The organism is Streptomyces sp. Tek67B01, from assembly GCF_055231995.1.
Map to the genome: position 1 here is coordinate 2,706,401 of NZ_JBUYUY010000001.1, position 21,790 is coordinate 2,728,190.

Sequence of the window (21,790 nt, forward strand, 5' to 3'; positions counted from 1 at the left end):
GCCGCCGGGTACACCCGTCAGGCTGTCGTTCCCTGTCCTGGTCGCGGTGGTCACTTGCGTCGTCACGCCTTCAGAGAGTCCTTGCGGTACAGCCAGGCGGCGGCACCGGTGAACAGTACGAAGTAGACCGCGAGGATCGCCACGTCCTTCATGTGGGGCGCGCCACCCAGTTCTATCGCCTGGCCGAGACCCGCGTAGGCGTGGGTCGGCAGCCACTCGCAGATGTTCCGCAGCCACTGCGGGAAGTTCGCGGTGGGCATCCACAGACCGCCGAGGATGGAGAGGCCGAAGTAGAACAGCATGGTGATGGGGCGGACGGTGTCCCCGGTGGCCAGGTAGCCGAGGGCGACGCCGAGGGCGGCGAAGACGAGGCTGCCGGCCCAGATGGAGCCCGTCAGGGCGAACCACTGCCAGGCGTCGAACCGTACGCCCTTGGCGACGGCGGCCACCGCGAAGACGACGAGGATCGCGGGCAGGGACAGCACACCGGCGCTGGCGGTCTTGGCGAGGACGTAGCCGCGGCCCGGCAGGGCGGTCAGGCGCAGCTGGCGCACCCAGCCCGCTTCCCGCTCCTTGGCTATCCGCTCGCTGTTGCCCATGAGGACCGCGGTCAGGGCGCCGAAGGAGGCCATGGCGACCATGTAGAAGGCGGGCATGGTCAGTTCCGTGCCCATGACCTTGGTCGTGCCGTTCAGGGTTCCGCCGAGCATCAGGAAGAGCGCGGCCGGATAGAGGACGGTGAAGAACAGGTACTTCTTGTTGCGCAGGGCGCGGCTGATTTCGAGCTTGACGAGGTTGAGCGTTCCGGCGGTCATGATGCGTTGGCCTCCTCGGCCTCGGTGAGGGCGATGAAAGCCTGCTCCAGGCCAAGCCCGGCGACTTCCAGGTTTCGGGGGTAGAGCCCCAGGGCGTAGACGGCGTGCACGGTCGCGTCGGCGTCCCGCGACTGGAGCTTCACGGTGTCCCCGTGCCGCTCGTAGGCGGTGAGGTGCGGGAGGGCGCGCAACGCCTGCTCGTCGACCTGGTCGTCGGTGAGGTCGAAGGCGATCCGGCGGGCGCCGGCCTTCGCCTTGATCTCGGCAGCGGTGCCGTCGGCGAGGAGCCGGCCCTTGCTCAGGACCAGGACACGGTCGGCTATCGCGTCCGCTTCCTCCAGGTAGTGCGTGGCGAAGAGGACGGTCCGGCCGCGGGCGGCCTGCTCCCGCATCGTGGCCCAGAAGGCCTGGCGGGAGGTGACATCCATACCGGTGGTCGGTTCGTCCAGCACGATCAGCTCGTTGTCCCCGGCGGTGGCGAGCGCGAAGCGGACGCGCTGCTCCTGACCCCCGGAGAGCTTGTTGACCAGCCGGCCGGCGATGTCGGAGATCCCGGCGCGGCTGAGCACCTCTTCCACCGGGTACGGGCGGGGGTGAAGCGCGCAGGTGAGGGCGACTATCTCGCGCACTGTCACCTCCTCCATCAGTCCCCCGGTCTGGAGCATGGCCCCGACCCGGCCGGCGGCTATGGCCTCGCGCGGCGTGGTGCCGAAGAGTCGGACGGACCCGGAGTCGGCGGGGCGCAGTCCGAGCAGGAGGTCGAGGGTGGAGGACTTGCCTGCGCCGTTGGGTCCGAGGAGCGCGACGGTCTCACCCGGGTGGAGGTCGAGGGAGAGACCGTCGACCGCACGGACGGCGCCGTAGCTCTTGGTCACGTTCTGGAAGCTCACCACGGAGCCGGTGGTGGCTCCGGAGCCCGTGGCGGCGGCTGTTTGCGTCGCGGTCGTCGTCTTCATGGCTCAAGATTCGCCCGCCGCCGGGGGTCCGCGTCAGTGTCTCGCGTCGTGACTGCCGCATGACAGTTGTCATCCGGTGGACGTGACACCGCGTCGGGGCAACGCCGAAGCCCCCGCCGGTCCTCTCGCGGGAGAGGGCCGACAGGGGCCTGAACAACGGTTTCCTACGGCCGGTCGATCAGCCGACGTTGGTGTCGATGACCGCGGTCCGCTCGGCGGCCGTCTTGCCGCGCAGGGCCTTGCCGAGGGCCCCCGCGACGTCCTGCGGCGTGACGGCGGTCTTGGCGCCGGTGCCCCGGGTGACCAGGACGCCGTCGAAGGTGTCGCTGTAGGCGGCCTTCAAGGCCTCCAGGTCGTACTTCTCGACGAGGTGGCCGTTGACGGGCTGCATGCTGAGGATCTTGGGCAGCGTCTTGGCGCCGAACGCGATGGACTTGTTGCCCGCCTTGACGGTGGCGATGCCGGACATCGCGGGCTCCGCGAACTCCTTCATCGCACGGTTGAGTTCGGCCTCGTTGACGACCGGTTCCCGGTTGGCGGTGGGCAGTTCGACGGGGGTGGGCTTCCCGGTGGCGACCGCGTTCCGGAAGGCCTTGATCACGGGGTCGATCGAGCCGTCCACGTCCAGGCTGGTGCCGGCCTTTCCGGGAACGGCGACGGCCTTGCCCGTGTCGAACTTGATCGTGCCCTCGGTCGCCGTACCGGCGCTGCCCGCCATCTCCTGGAGCGCGACCCGCAACTTCTCCTCGTCGACGGGCATCACCGCTTCGGCGGCGCGCTCTCGGCCGAGGAGGGAGCCGATGACGCTTACGGGGTTGTAGTCACTGCCCGCGGCGTTGCGGACGGTGCTCTGGCTGTCGAGGGTCAACCCGGCCTTGTCGGGCTTCAGCTCGACCTGCTTGCCGCCGACGGTGAACCGGAGCGGGGCGGCGGCGCGGGTGCCGAAGATGTCCTGGAGCTTGGTGACGGCCTCGTCGCGGCTCCCGCTGATGTCCAGGCCCATGACGGTGGTGCCCTTGGGGACGTCGGAGTGGTTAAGGAGCAGTCCGGCGCCGTACGCCACGCCGAGCAGGGCGATGAGGCCACCGCCGAGGATGACGAGCTTCGAGCGCTTCTTGGCCGGGGCCTTGGGGGCCGGCCGGGTCTGTTTCGGCGGCTGCGGGGCCGCCGTCGGCACGACCGGCCCGGGCAGCGGGCCACCGGCGGACGGCCCACCGGGCAACGGGCCGGGCCCGCCGGGGAACTGCCCGCCGGGCAACGGACCGGGACCACCGGGGAACGGGTCACCGGGCAGCGGACCGGGACCGCCGGGTCGTTGGCCACCGGGCCGCGGGCCACCGGGCAACGGACCCGGGCCACCGACCGGCGGAGCCTCCGGCCCCGGCCAGCGCGGCGCGTCGTCGGCGCGTACGGGGGCGGTGCCCAGCGCGGGGCCACCGGTGGGCCCGCTCGGCGGGGCCGGCGGCCCGGCGGGGTCGGTGTACGCGGGGAACGCCTCCGTGGAGGGGCCGTTGCCGTACTCGGGACCGTCGAACTCCGGGTAGCCCCCGGACGGTCCGGCGCCGGCGCCCCCCTGCGCGGGCGGGCCGGCCGGGACTCCCCGGTCGGCGCCGTAACGGGCCGCGGGAGCCTGCGGCCCGGGCGAGCCGGCGGTACGGGGTCCCGCGGGCGCGCCGGGACCCGACGGCGCGGGCCCGGCGGGCCCCCGCGACGCGTCGGGGCCCACCGGCCCGGCGCCCGGCGCCGAGCCGTAGCTCGCGCCCCCCGGCTTGGGGCCGGGCTCGGTCCGCACACCCGCCGGTGGGGTCGGGGAGGCCTTGCGCGGCGCGAACCAGTTGCCGGCCGCCTCGTCCGAGCCGCCCTGGGACTGGCCGCGGCCCGCCTGGGAGGCGGCGGGGTTCCGCGTGGGCAACGGTGCGGGCGGCGCCTGTCGGGCACCCCCGGCCCGCGGTCCGGCGGACGGCGCGGACACCGGCGCGGGGCCCTGTCCGGCCGCCTGCTCGGGTGCGCCGGGCCCCGACTCGGCGGACTCCTCGGCGTCCTTCACCGGCTTGCGCACGACGACGGGCGGGATCGGCCGTGAACCGGGGATGTTGATCCGGATCCGGGTCGTCAGGGTGGTCTCGGTCTTCGGCCCGTCGGAGTCGGGCGTGGACGGCTTCGAAGTCACAGGGTTCTCCTCCGTGGCGGTCGCCGCGCCAGGTCCGGGTGGCACAGTCGTGGACGGATGCCGGCCGGTTCCATACGGCGGCGTGCCCGAGGGGTAGGCGGCTCCACCGTGCCCTTGGGGCCCGGGGGACGAACTGTCAGTTTCACGACTCAAGGCAGGTTCTCCCGGTTGGCTCCGCCGCCCGTCAACCTTGCGCGGGCAGCTCGGCGGCCCGTCCACCATACTGGCCGCCGTGCGCGCGCAACTGTCCGTCGGGAATCAGGGATTCCTCTTTGCTTCCCGCAGACCACCCTCGCACGGACCGTCAAACCCCCTCAACACGTCCCCGATCGGAGTGGGGCCGAGTTCGACAGCAGATCAGGGCCGGGGCCGCACGGCCGAATCCCGCCGGTCCGGCGCCCCCTTCATCGTGGCGCAGATCACAGCGATGACGACCCCGCCCAAAAGGTAGACGTACGGGCCGATTCCGGACGAACCGAGCAGGAAGTCCCCTTCGGGGCGCGGCAAGCTGAGCATCACGTACGCCAGGAACCAGCCGGCCGCCCCGGCGCCCACCCCGATGCCTCCCCCGGTCACGAGCCGGCCGGCGAGGAAGACCCCGACGAGGGCGAGCAGCGCCAGCAGCAGTCCGCCCGGGAACCAGAGGTCGACCACGAGCCAACCCGCCGCGCCCGTCACCGCCCCGGCGACGAGCAGCCCCAGGAGGGCGGCGATCCGCGCGGGGTTCAGGGTCCCGGTCATGCCGACACCCCCGCGAACAGGTCGCGCTCCCGCTCGCCCGCCGGGGCGCCCGGCTCCCCGGCGACCAGTTCGTAGTACTCGCGGGCGAAGAGCGGCTGGGCCAAGTCGTTCGACAGGGCGAAGAAGGGGCCGTCCACGGCGACCTGCGTGGCGTGCGCCCGCATCGCGGCGGCCTTGGCCCGCGCGAAGGCGTCCCGGCCGTCCTCGTCACCGATCTCGGCGGTGATCCGCTCGTCCGGTACGACGCCCGGCACGTCCCGCTCGCTCGCGACGCCCGGGAACGGCACCGCGGTACCCGCCGCACGCAGCCGCGCGAAGCCCTCCTCGACCACCGATCGCGGCACCCGGTTCCAGTAGACCTTGCCGATTTCGTGCGGTTCGCCCAGGTCGCGGCGGTACGAGGGCTCCGCCGCGAGCTCGACGGCCCGGGTGGCGACCCGGTGCGCCTGGATGTGGTCGGGGTGGCCGTATCCGCCGTCGGGGTCGTAGGTGACCAGCACCTGCGGCCGCAGCTCCCGGATGACCTCCACGAGGTGTGCGGCGGCCTCGTCGACATCGGCGGCCCAGAAGGCGCCGGGCCGGTGGTTCTGCTCCGCGCCCATCATCCCGGAGTCCCGGAAGCGACCGGGGCCGCCGAGGAAGCGGTGGTCGGTGACGCCCAGTTCCTTCATGGCGTCGGCGAGCTCGCCGACGCGGTACGGGCCGAGCGTGTCGTCCCGGTCGGGTGCCAGGTGGGCGAGGGCGGGCGGGATGACCTCGCCCTCCTCGCCGAGCGTGCAGGTCACCAACGCGACGTGGGCGCCCTCGGCCGCGTACTTGGCCATGGTGACGCCATTGTTGATCGACTCGTCGTCCGGGTGCGCGTGCACGAGGAGCAGACGACGGGCGGGAAGACCGTTCATGGGGTCAGCCTACGAGCTGGGCCCCGGGGAGCGTCGTCACAGGGGCGTCGACCGCCCGGGGTCGGTGCCGGAGCCGCGACCCTCACCGCGGCCCCGACCCCGACCCCGACCGCGCGCTCTACAGCTTGAGGCCACTGATCATGCTCGCCACGTTCGACGTCAGTTGGCTGAGGGTGGGCGCGATGGTCGAACTCGCCAGGTAGAAGCCGAGGAGTACACAGACGAAGGCGTGTCCCGCCTTCAGCCCCGACTTCCGCACCAGCAGGAAGACGACGATCGCCAGCAGCACCACGGCCGAGATCGAGAGTGCCACGGCGTTTCACCTCCACGTCGAGCGGACATCGGTACGCGTACTCGTGCTCGGCGAAGTCATACCCACCGTGCGCTACGGATCATAACTATCCGTACCAGCGCATCGATCGAATTCCGGCAGCACGAGGGGCGCACGCCGCGCACGTGGAGGGGCACGGAAAGGCCGGCCGGGCAGGACGTACGCCCACCCGACCGGCCGTCGGCACCCGCACGGCCGCACACGGAGCAGACTGCCCGGCCGATATCTCGGGGCAGATACGGTCAAGTTGCCGCGACGTAAACGGAGTTGCGAGGACCGGAGATGTATTCGGACGTACGTGCCGGGGTGGCCGGAAATCACCCATCGCCCGGAGGCCGCTCCTCCTTCGTCAGCCCCTTCGGCGGTACGGCCGGCGGCGGACTCGGCGGCGGGGCCGTGACCGGCACCACCTGCTTCTCGGCCGCGAAATGACAGGCCGACGGATGCGCCCTCGGCCCGGACGGGAACCACTGCGGTACGGCGAGCGGCGGCACCTCCACCGCGCACCGCTCCTGCGCCTTCCAGCAGCGGGTGCGGAAGCGGCAGCCGGACGGCGGGTTGGCCGGGGACGGGACGTCACCGGTGAGGATGATCCGCTCCCGCAGTGCCCGGGCGCGCGGGTCGGGCACGGGCACGGCCGAAAGCAACGCCTGGGTGTAGGGGTGGGTGGGGTGCTCGTAGATCTCGGTGTCGGTGCCGATCTCGACGATGCGGCCCAGGTACATCACGCCGACCCGGTCCGAGATGTGCCGCACGATCGACAGGTCGTGCGCGATGAACACGTAGGACAGGCTGAACTCGTCCTGGAGGCGCGCCAGCAGGTTGATCACCTGTGCCTGCACCGAGACGTCCAGCGCGGAGACCGGCTCGTCCGCGACGATGACCTCCGGCCTCAGGGCCAGGCCGCGGGCGATGCCGATGCGCTGGCGCTGGCCGCCGGAGAACTGGTGCGGGTAGCGGTTGATGTACTCCGGGTTCAGACCCACGACGTCAAGGAGTTCCCGGACCTTGCGCCGCCGGTCGCCCTTCGGCGCCACCTCGGGGTGGATCTCGAACGGCTCCCCGATGATGTCGCCGACCGTCATGCGCGGGTTCAGCGAGGTGTACGGGTCCTGGAACACCATCTGGATGTTGCGGCGGACCGCTTTGAGGGCGCGGGCCGAGAGCCGGGTGATGTCCTCGCCCTTGTACGAGATCGTCCCGGCGGTCGGGCGTTCCAGGTTGACCAGCATCTTGGCGACGGTCGACTTGCCGCAGCCCGACTCCCCGACGATGCCGAGGGTCTCGCCGGCCCCGAGGTCGAAGGAGACGCCGTCCACCGCCCTGACCGCGCCGATCTGCCGCTTGAACAGGATGCCCTGGGTCAGCGGGTAGTGCTTGACCAGCTCCTTCACCTCCAGGATCGGCTCAGGCATGCAGGCATTCCTTCCAGAAGTGGCAGGCGGTGGTGCGCGGCACGGGCGACTCGGTCACCTCGTACAGCGGGGGCACGTCGGTGCGGCAGACGGGCTGCGCCATCGGGCAGCGCGGGTTGAACGCGCAGCCGGGCGGGATGCGCAGCAGGTTGGGCGGCAACCCCTTGATCGCGTACAGCTCCTGGCCCTTCTGGTCCAGGCGCGGGATGGAGTCCAACAGGCCCCGCGTGTACGGGTGGGCGGGTGCGGCGTAGATCTCGTGCACGGGGGCCGCCTCGACGATGCGGCCCGCGTACATCACGGCGATCTTGTCCGCCACGTCGGCGACGACGCCGAGGTCGTGGGTGATCAGGATCAGACCCATGTTGTACTCGCGCTGGAGGTCCGCCAGCAGGTCCATGACCTGGGCCTGGACCGTCACGTCCAGGGCGGTGGTGGGCTCGTCCGCGATGATCAGGTCCGGCTCCAGCGCCAGCGCCATGGCGATCATGATGCGCTGGCGCATGCCGCCCGAGAACTGGTGCGGGTAGTCCCCCACCCGCTGTTTGGCCGCAGGGATCTTCACCCGGTCCATCAGCTCGACCGCCTTGGCCCTGGCCGCCTTGCGGGAGAGGCCGCGGTGGACCTCGTACATCTCGCCGAGCTGGGCGCCGACGCTCAGTACGGGGTTCAGGGAGGAGAGGGCGTCCTGGAAGATCATGGCCATGTCGGCCCCGCGGATCTTGCGTCGCTCCTCCTCCCGCATCTTCAGCAGGTCCTGGCCCTTGAACAGGATCTGGCCGCCCGCGATCCGGCCCGGCGGGACGTCGAGGATTCCCATCACGGCCTGCGCCGTCACCGATTTGCCGGAGCCGGACTCGCCGAGCACGGCCAGGGTCTCGCCCGCGTCCACGGAGTAGTCGACGCCGTTGACCGCCTTGGCCACCCCGTCGCGGGTCGTGAACTCCACGTGCAGGTCGCGCACTTCGAGCAGCATGGGCACGGGCTCCTCAGCGCAGCTTGGGATCGAGGGCGTCGCGCACCGCGTCGCCGAGCATGATGAAGGCCAGGACGGTCACGCTGAGCGCTCCTGCCGGGTACAGCAGCATGTGCGGGGCGTTGCGGATCTGCGAGGCGGCGTTGGAGATGTCGATGCCCCAGGAGACGGTCGGCGGGCGCAGGCCCACCCCGAGGAACGACAGGGTGGCCTCCAGGGCGATGTAGGTGCCCAGGGCGATGGTGGCGACGACGATGACGGGGGCCACGGCGTTGGGCGCGACGTGTCGCAGCAGCATCCGCGTGTTGCCGGCGCCGAGGGCCCGGGCCGCCTGGACGTAGTCGTTCTGCTTGGCGGTGATCACCGATCCGCGGGCGATGCGGGCGATCTGGGGCCAGCCGAGCAGCACGATGAATCCGACGACCGGCCACACCGTGGTGCTGGTGACGACGGACAGGAAGACCAGTCCGCCGAGGACGACCGGGATGCCGAAGAAGATGTCGGCGGTCCGGGAGAGCGTCGCGTCGCCCCAGCCGCCGAAGAACCCGGCCAGCCCGCCGAGCGCCGAGCCGAGCAGGGCGGCGCCGACGGTGGCGCAGACGCCGACGGTGATGGAGGCGCGGGCCCCGTAGACGGTGCGCGTGTACACGTCGCAGCCCTGGGTGTCGTAGCCGAAGGGGTGTCCCGGGGAGGAACCCTGCTGTGACTTGGACAGGTCGCAGTGGAGCGGGTCGCCGCTCGCGATGAGCTGCGGCCAGATGGCGATGAGGACGAGGAACAGGATGAGCAGCGAGGAGACGATGAAGACGGGGTTGCGGCGCAGCTGGTGCCAGGCGTCGGACCACAGGGAGCGGGCCCTTTCCGCCGGGCCCGTGGGCCCGTCGCCCGGCGCCCGTCCTGCGGAGGCTGACGCCCCTTGCTCCAGGCTCTCGGCCTCGTCCAGCGCGAGATCCATGGGGCCGCCCTGGCCGGTGGGTGCGATGATCTCCCCCTCTCCTGGCTGTAGCGGGTCGTAGGCGGGCTCGTCGCGCTCAGGCATAACGGATCCTCGGGTCCAGGACCGCGTAGAGCAGGTCGACGAGCAGGTTGGCCATCAGGAAGACGATGACGAGGATCGTCACGAAGCCGACCACCGTCGGGGAGTTGTTGCGCAGGATGCCCTGGTAGAGCTGGTAGCCGACCCCGTGGATGTTGAAGATCCGCTCCGTGACGATGGCGCCGCCCATCAGGGCGCCGATGTCCGTGCCGATGAAGGTGACGACGGGGATCAGCGAGTTGCGCAAGAGGTGCCGGGTGATGACGCGCCGGCGCGGGAGGCCCTTGGCGGTCGCGGTGCGGACGTAGTCGGCCTTGACGTTCTCGGCGATGGAGGTGCGCGAGAGGCGGGTGACGTAGGCGAGGGAGACGAGCGCGAGGACGACGCCGGGCAGGATCAGCTCGCTGAAGGGGGCGTCCGGGGAGACGGTGGGTCGGACCCAGCCCCATTGGACGCCGAAGAGGTACTGGAGGAGGTAGCCCGTCACGAAGGTGGGCACGGAGATCACGACCAGCGTGAGCACCAGCAGGCTCGTATCGACCGCCTTGCCCCGGCGCAGCCCGCTGACCACGCCCAGCGTGATCCCGACGACGATCTCGATGACGATGGCGACGATGGTCAGGCGCAGGGTGACGGGGAAGGCCGTGGCCATCAGCTCGGTGACGCTCTGGCCGTTGAAGGCGGTGCCGAAGTTGCCCTGGAAGATCTGCCCCATGTAGTGGAGGTATTGCCTCCACAGGGGTTGGTCGAGGTAGAGGTCCTTGCGGATGCGCGCGGCGGTGGCCGGGTCGGGCGCCTTGTCGCCGAAGAGGGCGGCGACGGGGTCGCCGAGCGCGTACACCATGAAGAAGATCAGGAACGTGCTGCCGATGAACACCGGGATCATCTGGAGCAGCCGCCGGATCACATAACGTCCCATGGACTGCTCCAGGATCGATCCGAAGGCGGGTCAGCTGACCTTGATCTCGTTGTAGACCGGGACGCTGAACTGGTTGAGCGTGACGTCGGAGATCCGCTCCGAGTGCCCGGCGCTGCCGTTCTGGTACCAGAGCGGGATGGACGGCATCTGCTCGGCGAGGATCTTCTCCGCGTCCTGGAACTTCCCGATCGCGGTGGCGGCGTCGCTCTGTTGGTTGGCCTCGTCGACGAGCTTGTCGAAGTCCGGGTTGCTGAACTTGCCGTAGTTCGAGGAGGCGCCGGTGTAGTAGAGCGGCTGGAGGAAGTTCTGGATCAGCGGGTAGTCGGCCTGCCAGCCGGAGCGGAAGGGGCCGGTCAGCTTGTAGGCGCTCTGCTGGTTGCGGAAGTCGGCGAAGGTGCCGACCGGGTTGACGGTGCAGACCGGTCCTTCGCCGAGGGCGTTGTTGACGCTGTTGCAGACGGCGTCCATCCACTCGCGGTGCGAGCCGGTGTCGACGTTGGAGGTCAACGTGAATTTGCCGCCGGGAATCCCGCCGGCGTCCTGGACGAGCTTCTTGGCGGCGGCCGGGTCGTAGGTGCACAGCTCCCCGCAGATGTCCTTGAAGCCGCCCTTGGCGCCGAGGGCCGGGGAGGTCCAGTCCTTGGCCGGGGTGCGGGTCTCGCGGAAGATCTGCTTGGTGATCTCGTCGCGGTTGATCGCGCGGGAGATGCCCTGACGGACCTTCTCCATCCCGGCCTTGCCCCAGTTCGCGTCGTACAGGGGGAAGGTGAGGGTCTGGATGATGAGGGCCGGCTGGTTGATGTAGCGGTCGCCGAGGTCGTTCTTGACGTTCTTGAGCTGCTGCGCGGGCACGTCATCGACGAGGTCGAGGTTGCCGGAGATCAGGTCCGTGTAGGCGGTGTTGTTGTCGGTGTAGACCTTGAGGTCCACGCCGCCGTTCTGGGCCTTGTCCGTACCCGGGTAGCCGTCCCATTTGCGCAGCTTCATGCCGGTGCCCTTGGTGTACGAGTCCACCGTGTACGGGCCGTTGCCGACGGGCTTGTTGAGCCAGCCCGCGTGGTCGGTGAAGAAGGCCTTGGGCAGCGGGGAGAAGGCCTGGTAGCCGAGGGTCTGGGGCCAGGTGGAGAACTTCGCCTTCAAGGCGACGGTGAAGGTCTTCGCGTCCTTGACGACCAGCCCCGACATCGTCTTCGCCTTCGGTTCGCCCGAGGCCGGGTGCAGGTCGGCGTATCCGATGATGTCGGCGAAGAAGGGCGCGTTGTTCTGCTTGTGGCTCACGTCCGCCGCGTAGTTCCACGCGTCCACGAAGGACTGGGCGGTGACGGGCTCGCCGTTGCTGAACTTCCAGCCGTCCTTCAGGGTGATCGTGAAGTGCTGACTGTCCGTCGTGTCGATCTTCTCCGCCAGCATGTTGACGGCCTCGCCCGTCTTCGGGTCGTACCGTTTCAGGCCCCGGAAGAGCATGTCGAGCACCTTGCCGCCCTGCACCTCGTTGGTGTTGGCCGGCTCCAGCGGGTTCTGTGGGTCACCCCAGGAGGAACTGACGATGCCCGCGTCCCCGCCGCCCCCGCCGCTGTCGCTTCCGCCGCCGCAAGCCGTCGCCGCGAGGACGACGACCGCCGCACATGCGGCCCACTTGGCGTGGGTGGCTCCGCGCATGGAGTGCCTCCTAGGTCCCAAAAGTCACGTAGGCCCCAATCTCACCCCGGTCGGAGCCTTCCGCACTCATGGTTGGACCGATTGCACCCGGGCGATACGCGCGCGTCACCCCTGTGGGTGCAAACGGAGCTCCCAGGTGTCCAGGGCGTAGTGCAGCCTCATTCCGTGCGCCTGGTAGAGCGCCAACGCGCCGGTCTCATTGGCGGTGTCGACGCCGAGTCCCACGGTGGCCCGGCCGAGCCCGGCGTAGACGGCGAAGCCGTGGCGCAGCAGGAAGCCGCCGATGCCCCGCCCGCGCACGTCCTCGCGTACGCCGATGTGGCTGATCCAGCCCATGTCGGTGCGGTCGTCGCGGGTGAGGAGTACGGCTACGTCGCCCAGCGCGGGCAGGGTCGCGATCCAGGCCAGGTCCCAGTCGAGGTCCCGGGCGTCGAGGTGGTCCAACCAGGGTTCGTACGCGCGCTCCACGTGCCCGAAGTGCGCGGCGAAGGTCTCCTCCACCAGGGCGTGCGCCCGCCGCCGGTCGGCCGCGTCCGCGCCGCAGTGGCGCAGGGTGAGCCCGGCCGGGGGCCGCGGGGCCGGGTCGACGTGGCCGGCTCCCGCACCGGGGCGCAGCGGGCGGGTCATGACCTGGTGGTGACGCACGGTCCGGTAGCCGCGCCGGGCGAGGACCCCGGGGTGGAGGGTGGGCCGCGCGTTGAGCTGGAGCCGCAGGACGGCGTCCCGGTCGGGGCCCGCCATCCGGCGGGCCCGGATCTCCGTCAGCTCCAGCAGCCGCAGGGCCGCCGTGGTGTGGCCGGGCAGGACGTAGTGGTCGCAGTCGACCGTGCCCGGCCCGGAGTCGGCCCAGGCCAGCGCGTAAGCGACGAGCCGGCCGCCCAGGAAGGCGAGCCAGGAGTCGGTGGCGAGGTTCGTCCCGGGGTGGTGGAGGTCGGCCTCGACACGGCCGAGGTCCGTCTCCGGTCTGCCGATCTCGATCACGTCGACGGCGTTGAGCAGCGCGCAGATGTCGGCGGCGTCCCCCGGCCCGGCGGGGCGGACGGTCAGCGTGTCGGTCATCCGGACACTCTCGGCGGCGGCCGGACCCGGCCGCAACCGCCTTGCCGGCGCCGGGCGAGGAGGAAGGCGGGCGCGGGGAGCCGGGCGCGGGGAGCCGGGCGCGGGGAGCCGGGCGCGGGGAGCCGGGCGCGGGCGCGGGCGCCCGGCGCGGAGGGGGCGTACACGCACGGCGCGCCCGGCGCCGGAGGAATCCGGTGCCGGGCGCGCCGTGTAGAACGTACGCCTCGCGGGATCAGACGGCCAAGACGGCCTTCTCCTCCGCGAAGTGACAGGCCGACTCGTGGGCGGCCGGGGTGTTCACGGTCTTGAAGCGCTCCGGGATCGCCAGCAGCGGCTCCTCGATGGCGCACTTGTCCTCGGCCTTCCAGCAGCGGGTGCGGAAGCGGCAGCCCGACGGCGGGTTGGCCGGGGACGGGACGTCACCGGTGAGGATGATCCGCTCGCGACCCTCGCGGGCCTCCGGGTCGGGGACCGGGACGGCCGACAGCAGCGCCTGCGTGTACGGGTGCGTCGGGTGGTCGTAGATCTGGGTGTCGGTGCCGATCTCGGCCATCTTGCCCAGGTACATGACGCCGACGCGGTCCGAGATGTGCCGGACGATCGACAGGTCGTGCGCGATGAAGATGTAGGAGAGGTTGAACTCGTCCTGCAGCTTCTCCATCAGGTTGATGACCTGCGCCTGTACCGACACGTCGAGCGCGGAGACCGGCTCGTCACAGATGATGATCTCCGGGTTGAGCGCGAGGCCGCGGGCGATGCCGATGCGCTGGCGCTGGCCGCCGGAGAACTGGTGCGGGTACCGGTTGATGTACTCCGGGTTCAGACCCACGACGTCCAGGAGCTCTTGGACCTTGCGCCGCCGGTCGCCCTTCGGCGCCACCTCGGGGTGGATCTCGAACGGCTCCCCGATGATGTCGCCGACCGTCATGCGCGGGTTCAGCGAGGTGTACGGGTCCTGGAACACCATCTGGATGTTGCGGCGGACGGCCTTGAGGGCCTTGCCCGACAGCTTGGTGATGTCCGTGCCCTTGTAGAAGACCTCGCCGGACGTCGCCGTCTCCAGCAGCATCAGCAGCTTGGCGACGGTCGACTTGCCGCAGCCCGACTCGCCGACGATGCCGAGGGTCTCGCCCTGGTGCAGGTCGAAGGAGACCCCGTCGACCGCGCGGACGGCGCCGATCTGCTTCTTGAACAGGATGCCCTGGGTCAGCGGGAAGTGCTTGACCAGGTTGCGCACCTGCAGGATCGGCTCGCCCCGGTCGACGGGCGCCTCGATGGCGGCCAGGGCCGCCGTCTCGCTCGCCGCGTCGACGACCTCGACCTCGCTGATGCCGGGGGTCGCGTCCACGGCGTCATCCTTCTTGTCCAACTCAGCCATGGAGCTGCTCCTCCCGGAAGTGGCAGGCGCTTCCGCGACCGACCAGTTCGGTGCCGTCCCTCTCGGTCACCGGCAGCAGGGCCGGGACCTCGGTGCGGCAGATGTCCTGCGCCTTCGGGCAGCGCGGGTTGAAGGCGCAGCCGGAGGGGGTCTTCAGCAGGTTGGGGGGCAGACCCTTGATCGCGTAGAGCTCCTGGCCCTTCTGGTCCAGGCGCGGGATCGAGTCCAGCAGGCCCCGGGTGTACGGGTGCGCGGGGCGCTTGTACAGCTCGTGGATCGGAGCCTGCTCGACGATGCGGCCCGCGTACATCACGGCGATCTTGTCCGCCACGTCGGCGACGACGCCGAGGTCGTGGGTGATCAGGATCAGACCCATGTTGTACTCGCGCTGGAGGTCCGCCAGCAGGTCCATGACCTGGGCCTGGACCGTCACGTCGAGCGCCGTGGTGGGCTCGTCCGCGATGATCAGGTCCGGCTCCAGCGCCAGCGCCATGGCGATCATGATGCGCTGGCGCATGCCGCCCGAGAACTGGTGCGGGTAGTCGTTGACGCGGCTGCGGGCAGCCGGGATCTTCACCCGTTCCATCAGCTCGATGGACTTGGCCTTGGCGTCCTTCTTCGACATGCCCTGGTGGACGCGGAACATCTCGCCCAGCTGGTTGCCGACGGAGAAGACCGGGTTCAGCGCCGACAGCGCGTCCTGGAAGATCATCGCCATCTTCGGACCGCGCAGCTTGCGCCGCTCGCTCTCCGGAAGCTGGAGGATGTCCTGCCCGTGGAAGAGGATCTCTCCCTTGGAGACCCGCCCGGGGGGCGAGTCCAGGATGCCCATGATCGCCTGGGCGGTCACGGACTTGCCGGAGCCGGACTCGCCGAGCACGGCCAGCGTCTCGCCTGAGGACACGCTGTAGTTGACGCCGTTGACGGCCTTGACGATGCCTTCGCGGGTCTTGAACTCGACGTGCAGGTCGCGCACTTCGAGTACGGGCCCCTCGGCGCCCTCGCCCCTCTGTCGGGGCACTTCTGCGGTGATGCCTGAAGTAGTCATGTGATGGCCGCCCTTCTAGCGCAGCTTCGGGTCAAGGGCGTCGCGCAGCCCGTCACCGACGAAAACGAAGCCGAGGACCGTCAGCACGATCGCGATGCTGGGGTACGTCCAGAGGTAGTCCTTGACGCCCATGAAGTCCTTGGCGGCGGCGAGCATGTTGCCCCACTCCGGGACCTCCGGGCTCACGCCGACGCCCAGGAAGGACAGCGAGGCCTCGGCCACGATGGCACCGCCGACGTTGAACGCGGCGTAGGCCATCACGGCGGCGATGGAGTTGGGAAGGATGTGACGCGTGATGATCCGGCTGGTGTTGGCGCCCAGGGCACGCGCCGCCAGCACGTAGTCGGCCTCGCGGACCGACAGGATCGAGCTGCGGAGCAGTCGGGAGACCGTCGGCCAGGAGAACACGGCCAGCGAGATGATCACCGGGGTCACGCCTCGGCCCATCACGATGATGATCACGATGGCGCCGATGAGCAGCGGGAAGGCGAAGAAGACGTCGGCGATGCGCATCAGCACCGAGTCGGTGCCGCGGCCGAAGTAACCGGCCAGGGCGCCGACGACGATGCCGATGACACAGGCCAGGAAGATCGACGCGAGACCGACGACGACGGCGATGCGGCTGCCGTAGAGGATGCGCGAGAGCTGGTCGCGGCCGAGCGCGTCCGTTCCGAGCAGGTGCGCTCCGCCCGGGCTCGCGAGCGTGTTGTTCAGGTCTTGGGCGTACGGGTCGTGCGGGGACAGCAGGGGCGCGAATATCGCGACCACGAACAGCAGGGTGACCAGCACGAGGCCGACGACCGCGAGCTTGTTGGCCAGGAAGCGGTGGCGGATCTCGCCCCACTGCGTGACGCGGGCGATCGCCGGCTCGGCGGGGGCTGCCGGCGCCGTTTGAGCGGGCCCCGCCCCAGCTGTGCTCTTGGTGAGCTCGGACATGGGTGTGACTCCTAGAACAGGCTGCCTGGAATCAGGCGAGACGGATGCGCGGGTCGAGGACCGCGTACAAGAGGTCGACGATCAGGTTGAGCAGAACGAACACGGCGACGCCGAAGCTCACCACGCCGATGATGATCGGGTTGTTCTGCTGCTGGACCGCTTGCACGAGCGCGAGTCCGATGCCGTCCCAGTTGAAGATCGCCTCGGTGATGAGCGCACCGCCGAGCAGCGTTCCGAACGAGATGCCCAGGTACGTGACGACCGGGATGATCGAGTTGCGCATCACATGCTTGAAGAGCACCGTCCGCCGGGGCAGACCCTTGGCGATGGCCGTCTTGACGTAGTCGGCGCGCAGCACTTCCAGCATGGTGCCGCGCATGAGGCGGGCGACCAGCGCCGCGTCGAGGATCGCCAGGGTGAAGGCGGGCAGGATCAGGGAGTTGGCGGTTCCGTCGGAGATGAGGGGGAACCACGGCAGCTCGATGACGAACGCCTTCTGCAGGACCATGCCGATGACGAAGGACGGGAAACCGACCGCCATCGTCGTGAGCAGCGTGATCAGCACGTCCCAGAACGAGTATCTGAACAGCGCCGCGACCAGGCCCGCCAGGAGGCCGATCACGATGTCGATGACGATGGCGGTGATGGCCAGCTCGGCGGTGTTGACGAGCTTGGGCTGCAGGATCTCCGTCACCGGTCGGCGCTGGGTGAAGTCCTCGCCGAGGTCTCCCTGGGCCAGGTTCTTCACGAAGTTCCCGTACTGGACGGGGAGCGGATCGTTGAGTCCGTAACGCTCCCTGAGCTGTTCGACGACAGCCGGGTCGCGGGCCTTGTCACCGCCGAGCGAACCCACCGGGTCGCCAGGGAGGATGAACAGACAGCAGAAGAGCACGACCGTCGCACCGAAGAGGACGACCACCATCTGCCCGAGCCGGCGGATCACATATCTGCCCACGATGCCTCCTTCACATACTGAGCGTGGGAATGGGCGGCATCATCCGATCGGGAGAGGGGCCGCCGCCGGGCGCCGGTAGAGGGGTGCGCCCGTGACTGAACGAAGGCCGTGGAGAGAGAGGAAGTAGCTCCGTCCCCACGGCCTTCGCTTACCTGCTTGTGTGTGGAGGGGCCGCTACTTGAGCGAGATCTCCGCGAGGGTCGGGTCCTCGTAGAAGTCCATCTTGATGTCCTTGAACTTCTTGCTGTTGACCAGGCGGTACTGGGTGCGCTGCCACAGCGGGATGACGCCCTGGTCGGTGTCGACGGCCAGCTTCTCGGCCTGCTTGTACAGGGCGGCGCGCTGGGCGTCGTCCTTCGTGGCCTTGGCCGTGACGAGCAGCTTGTCGAACTCCGGGTTGGAGTAACGGCCGCGGTTGTCGCCCTGCGCCTTGCCGGTCGCCGGGTCCTCGCCGATGCCGGTGGTGCTCAGCAGCGGGGTCATGAAGTTGTCCGCGGTCGGGTAGTCGGCGGTCCACGCCTGACGCCACAGACCGGAGGTGGCCTTGTCCTGCTGGGTGGCCAGCGCCTCCTTGAACGGCTTGCCGTCCAGCTTGACGTCGAGACCGAGGACGTCCTTCAGCTGCTGCGCGACGGCCTGGACCCACTCTTCGTGGCCAGCGCCGGTGTTGTAGCCGAAGTTGACGACGGTGCCCGGCTTGAGGCCGCCCTTCTCGGCGTACTCCTTGGCCTTGGCGACGTCCTGCTTGACGCAGCTGGTGCAGACACCGGCCTGGTAGACGTCGGCGAACGACGGCGGGAGGAACGCGGTGGCCGGCTTCTGCAGACCCTGGAAGACACCCTTGGCGATGGCCTCGCGGTCGATCGCGTAGGAGATCGCCTTGCGCGCGTCCGGATTGTTGAACGGCGCGTTCTGGTTGAAGATGTTCAGGTAGTTGATGCCGGAGAAGTCACCGGAGATCCACTCGCCCTGGGGGTCGTACTTGGCCTTGGCCGAGGTCAGCTGCGGCGTGGGCATACGGGCGTAGTCGAACTGGCCCGACTGGAAGCCCTGGTACTCCAGCGTGGAACCGTTGGCCGGGTTCAGGATCTTCGCCTCGACCTTGTCGAGGTGCGCCTTCTCCAGGCCGTAGTCGTCGTTGCGGACGAGCGTGATCGACGTGTTGTGCTGCCACGGACCCGTCATCTTGAACGCGCCGTTGCCGATGGGCTGGTCGTTGAACGCCTTGTTGTCACCGGCGCCCGCGACCTTCGGGACGGGGCTGAAGACGGAGTGCGCGGTCTTCTTGACGAACTCGAAGTCCGGGATGGACAGCTCCACCTTGAGGGTGGTGGCGTCCACGGCCGTCAGACCGGCGAACTTGTCGCTCTTGCCGGAGTGGAGGTCCTCGTATCCGGCGATGTCGGCCATGTGGTACGAGACGTCGGAGGCGGACGCCTTGGCGGTGACACGGGTCCAGCCGCGGACGAAGGCCTCGGCGTCGACCGGCTCACCGTTGGTGAACTTGGTGCCGGCCTTGATCTTGAACGTCCAGGTCTTGCCGTCGTCGCTCGGCGTGCCGGACTCGGCCAGCTTCGGGATCAGCTTGCCGTCGTTGGACGTGTCGTACAGACCGGTGAACAGCGCGCGGGCGATGACGATGCCCTCGGACTCCTGCGCGTTCACGGGGTCGATGGCGGTCGGCTCGGTGATGCCGAAGCGGAACGTACCGCCCGACGCACCGGCCTTGCTGTCTCCGTCGCCACCGCCACACGCCGTGGCAGACATTGCCACGATGACGGCACCCACGACCCACTTGGCGCTCGTTGCTCCGCGCATGGGTAATTGCCTCCTCAGGAGTCACTGTCGATAGTGAAGGGCCGTCCCCCGCTGACACCCCTGACAGCGAAATCCGGTCCCGTCGTGTGCTCGTGAGTCGACGCTCCCCACAGCGTGTGACCCATTGACCCGAGCTCAATGGAGCCATCCTCGGGGACTCCCAGACCGTAAACCACACTTACGGGGTCTCGTTTTCACAACATCACCGCATTGCGAAAACCCGAAATCCGGACAAACGGATAGGAGACAGACACGTGCGAAACGGACGGTTAGCTCACCTTCCGGAGTGTCACGGTCGGTATGCGGACACCAGAGGGCATAAATCCGCTTGACAAAAGCGAACGGCCCCTGCCCTCACGGACATCGTGAGGGCAGGGGCCGTTCGAACAGACCGCTTTCAGCCGCCGCCGGAGCGGGGCTCAGGCAATGCGCCCGTTACTTACCGGACTTGGCGCGCGACGCGGAACGCGAGCGCTCCTTCTGGTCCAGGACGACCTTACGGATGCGGACGGCCTCCGGGGTCACCTCGACGCATTCGTCGTCGCGGCAGAACTCCAGGGACTGCTCCAGGGAGAGCCTGCGGGGCGGCACCACGTTCTCGGTGTTGTCCGCCGAAGCCGCACGCATGTTGGTGAGCTTCTTCTCCTTGGTGATGTTCACGTCCATGTCGTCGGAGCGCGAGTTCTCACCGACGATCATGCCCTCGTACACCTCGGTGCCGGGCTCGGTGAACAGCACACCGCGCTCCTGGAGGTTGATCATCGCGAAGGGGGTGACCGAGCCGGCGCGGTCGGCGACCAGCGAACCGTTGTTACGGGTCACCAGCGGGCCGAACCACGGCTCGTGGCCCTCGTGGATCGAGTGGGCGATACCGGTACCGCGGGTGTTCGTCAGGAACTCCGTGCGGAAGCCGATGAGACCGCGGGACGGGACGACGAACTCCATGCGGACCCAGCCGGAACCGTGGTTCGACATGTTGTCCATGCGGCCCTTGCGGACGCCCATGAGCTGCGTGACGGCGCCCATGTGCTCCTCGGGCACGTCGATCGTCATGCGCTCGACCGGCTCGTGCACCTTGCCGTCGACGACCTGCGTGACGACCTGCGGCTTGCCGATGGTCAGCTCGAAGCCCTCGCGGCGCATCTGCTCGACCAGGATGGCGAGCGCGAGCTCACCACGGCCCTGGACCTCCCAGGCGTCCGGGCGCTCGGTGTCGAGCACGCGGAGCGAGACGTTACCGATGAGCTCGCGGTCCAGGCGGTCCTTGACCTGGCGGGCGGTGACCTTGCGGTCCTTGACCGCGGACTTGGCGTCCGCGCCCTTGCCCGTGCCGCCGCGGCCGACCAGCGGCGAGGTGTTGGTGCCGATGGTCATGGAGATCGCCGGCTCGTCCACCGAGATCAGCGGCAGCGCGATCGGGTTCTCCGGGTCGGCCAGGGTCTCGCCGATCATGATCTCGGGGAAACCGGCCACCGCGCAGATGTCGCCCGGGCCCGCCACCTCGGCCGGCTTGCGGGTGAGCGCCTCGGTCATCATCAGCTCGGTGATGCGGACGTTCGAGATCGTGCCGTCACGCTTGATCCACGCGACGGTCTGACCCTTGCGGAGCTCACCCTGCTCGACGCGGACCAGGGCGATACGGCCGAGGAAGTTGTCGGCGTCCAGGTTGGTGACGTGGGCCTGGAGGGGGGCCTCCTCGTCGTACACCGGGGCCGGGACGTGCTCCAGGATGGTGGAGAAGAAGGGCTCCAGGCTGTCGCTGTCCGCGGGGACGGTGCCGTCCTCCGGCTTGGTCAGCGAGGCGATGCCGTCACGGCCGCAGGCGTAGACGATCGGGAACTCGATCTGCTCCTCGGTCGCGTCCAGGTCCAGGAAGAGGTCGTACGTCTCGTTGACGACGTCGTCGATCCGGGAGTCCGGGCGGTCCGTCTTGTTGATGCAGAGGATGACCGGCATCTTCGCCTGGAGCGCCTTGCGGAGCACGAAGCGGGTCTGGGGCAGCGGGCCCTCGGAGGCGTCCACCAGGAGGACGACCGCGTCCACCATCGACAGACCGCGCTCGACCTCGCCACCGAAGTCGGCGTGGCCGGGGGTGTCGATGATGTTGATCGTGATGGGCGCCCCGCCGTCCTTGGGGTGGTACTTCACCGCCGTGTTCTTGGCGAGGATCGTGATGCCCTTCTCACGCTCCAGGTCGTTCGAGTCCATCATGCGGTCGTCGAGGTGCTGGTGGGCGGCGAAGGCACCGGCCTGCTTGAGCATGGCATCGACGATGGTCGTCTTGCCATGGTCGACGTGGGCGACGATGGCGACGTTACGGATGTCGTGGCGCGTGGGCACTTCGGCGCTTCTCCCGGGATCGTGGATGGCGGCGCGTACGGTCCGGCACGCGAGCCTTGAGCCGGGCGGAAACCTGCCACGGCCTTACCCCATCGTACGTCGAATGGCGGGAACCGCATGCCGTGGGGGCTGTCAAGAGGCCGGACGACTGAGCGGGGCCGGGTGTGGAGTGGGGTGCCGCGGCCGTGGCAGTCGCCCGCATTCACCTGGGATCAACGCGGGTCAACGGGTATTCACGACCTTGCCCGCCGGGTCTTCGGCGGGCAAGGCAATTGAGTCACATCTGAGCTTGCGACCCGTGGGTCAACCCGCCCGATACCTCTATGTCACCACTTC

At 69.3% G+C, this 21,790-nt stretch carries 18 protein-coding genes; all 18 read right to left on the reverse strand.

Annotated elements, in window-relative coordinates; genetic code table 11:
• Positions 1 to 62: 62 nt before the first annotated feature.
• The 18 genes from ACV7NM_RS11925 to typA all read right to left on the reverse strand — a co-directional run bounded on the left by ACV7NM_RS11925 (position 63) and on the right by typA (position 21,454).
• The gene (locus ACV7NM_RS11925) at positions 63 to 815 is read right to left on the reverse strand and encodes an ABC transporter permease (protein ID WP_463410272.1); all 753 of its coding nucleotides are present in this window, start codon (positions 813 to 815) and stop codon (positions 63 to 65) included.
• Positions 812 to 1,771: an ABC transporter ATP-binding protein gene (locus ACV7NM_RS11930; protein ID WP_463410273.1), complete on the reverse strand. Its 960-nt coding sequence runs from the start codon at positions 1,769 to 1,771 to the stop codon at positions 812 to 814. Before ACV7NM_RS11930 ends, ACV7NM_RS11925 begins: the two co-directional genes overlap by 4 nt.
• Positions 1,772 to 1,949: 178 nt before the next feature.
• Complete coding sequence (locus ACV7NM_RS11935) at positions 1,950 to 4,094, reverse strand: peptidoglycan binding domain-containing protein (protein WP_463410274.1); 2,145 nt, start codon at positions 4,092 to 4,094, stop codon at positions 1,950 to 1,952.
• Between the two features lie 204 nt (positions 4,095 to 4,298).
• Positions 4,299 to 4,682, reverse strand: coding sequence for a DUF6113 family protein (locus ACV7NM_RS11940; protein ID WP_463410275.1), 384 nt, complete (start codon positions 4,680 to 4,682; stop codon positions 4,299 to 4,301).
• A complete protein-coding gene (gene mshB / locus ACV7NM_RS11945; RefSeq protein ID WP_463410276.1) occupies positions 4,679 to 5,584 on the reverse strand; it encodes an N-acetyl-1-D-myo-inositol-2-amino-2-deoxy-alpha-D-glucopyranoside deacetylase in 906 nt (301 codons plus the stop codon). The genes ACV7NM_RS11940 and mshB overlap by 4 nt, the downstream gene beginning before the upstream one ends.
• A gap of 118 nt (positions 5,585 to 5,702) precedes the next feature.
• Positions 5,703 to 5,897: a hypothetical protein gene (locus tag ACV7NM_RS11950; RefSeq protein WP_136213899.1), complete on the reverse strand. Its 195-nt coding sequence runs from the start codon at positions 5,895 to 5,897 to the stop codon at positions 5,703 to 5,705.
• A gap of 335 nt (positions 5,898 to 6,232) precedes the next feature.
• The gene (locus ACV7NM_RS11955; protein ID WP_463410277.1) at positions 6,233 to 7,330 is read right to left on the reverse strand and encodes an ABC transporter ATP-binding protein; all 1,098 of its coding nucleotides are present in this window, start codon (positions 7,328 to 7,330) and stop codon (positions 6,233 to 6,235) included.
• Positions 7,323 to 8,306 (reverse strand): ABC transporter ATP-binding protein, encoded by a 984-nt coding sequence (locus ACV7NM_RS11960; RefSeq protein ID WP_463410278.1) that lies wholly within the window; start codon positions 8,304 to 8,306, stop codon positions 7,323 to 7,325. The genes ACV7NM_RS11955 and ACV7NM_RS11960 overlap by 8 nt, the downstream gene beginning before the upstream one ends.
• 13 nt (positions 8,307 to 8,319) lie before the next feature.
• Complete coding sequence (locus ACV7NM_RS11965) at positions 8,320 to 9,345, reverse strand: ABC transporter permease (protein WP_463410279.1); 1,026 nt, start codon at positions 9,343 to 9,345, stop codon at positions 8,320 to 8,322.
• Positions 9,338 to 10,261 (reverse strand): ABC transporter permease, encoded by a 924-nt coding sequence (locus tag ACV7NM_RS11970; protein ID WP_463410280.1) that lies wholly within the window; start codon positions 10,259 to 10,261, stop codon positions 9,338 to 9,340. The genes ACV7NM_RS11965 and ACV7NM_RS11970 overlap by 8 nt, the downstream gene beginning before the upstream one ends.
• Before the next feature lie 30 nt (positions 10,262 to 10,291).
• Positions 10,292 to 11,920, reverse strand: coding sequence for a peptide ABC transporter substrate-binding protein (locus ACV7NM_RS11975; protein WP_463410281.1), 1,629 nt, complete (start codon positions 11,918 to 11,920; stop codon positions 10,292 to 10,294).
• A gap of 105 nt (positions 11,921 to 12,025) precedes the next feature.
• Entirely contained in the window at positions 12,026 to 12,979 is a 954-nt protein-coding gene (locus tag ACV7NM_RS11980) for a GNAT family N-acetyltransferase (RefSeq protein ID WP_463410282.1), read from the reverse strand.
• A gap of 232 nt (positions 12,980 to 13,211) precedes the next feature.
• The gene (locus ACV7NM_RS11985; protein ID WP_463410283.1) at positions 13,212 to 14,357 is read right to left on the reverse strand and encodes an ABC transporter ATP-binding protein; all 1,146 of its coding nucleotides are present in this window, start codon (positions 14,355 to 14,357) and stop codon (positions 13,212 to 13,214) included.
• Complete coding sequence (locus tag ACV7NM_RS11990; protein ID WP_136213891.1) at positions 14,350 to 15,405, reverse strand: ABC transporter ATP-binding protein; 1,056 nt, start codon at positions 15,403 to 15,405, stop codon at positions 14,350 to 14,352. The genes ACV7NM_RS11985 and ACV7NM_RS11990 overlap by 8 nt, the downstream gene beginning before the upstream one ends.
• A 15-nt stretch (positions 15,406 to 15,420) precedes the next feature.
• The gene (locus tag ACV7NM_RS11995) at positions 15,421 to 16,341 is read right to left on the reverse strand and encodes an ABC transporter permease (protein WP_136213890.1); all 921 of its coding nucleotides are present in this window, start codon (positions 16,339 to 16,341) and stop codon (positions 15,421 to 15,423) included.
• 31 nt (positions 16,342 to 16,372) lie between these two features.
• On the reverse strand, positions 16,373 to 17,296 hold the full coding sequence (locus ACV7NM_RS12000; RefSeq protein ID WP_240801679.1) for an ABC transporter permease: 924 nt from the start codon (positions 17,294 to 17,296) through the stop codon (positions 16,373 to 16,375).
• Between the two features lie 174 nt (positions 17,297 to 17,470).
• Positions 17,471 to 19,114 (reverse strand): peptide ABC transporter substrate-binding protein, encoded by a 1,644-nt coding sequence (locus ACV7NM_RS12005; protein ID WP_463410284.1) that lies wholly within the window; start codon positions 19,112 to 19,114, stop codon positions 17,471 to 17,473.
• Positions 19,115 to 19,549: 435 nt separating this feature from the next.
• On the reverse strand, positions 19,550 to 21,454 hold the full coding sequence (gene typA / locus ACV7NM_RS12010) for a translational GTPase TypA (protein ID WP_463410285.1): 1,905 nt from the start codon (positions 21,452 to 21,454) through the stop codon (positions 19,550 to 19,552).
• Positions 21,455 to 21,790 lie beyond the last annotated feature (336 nt).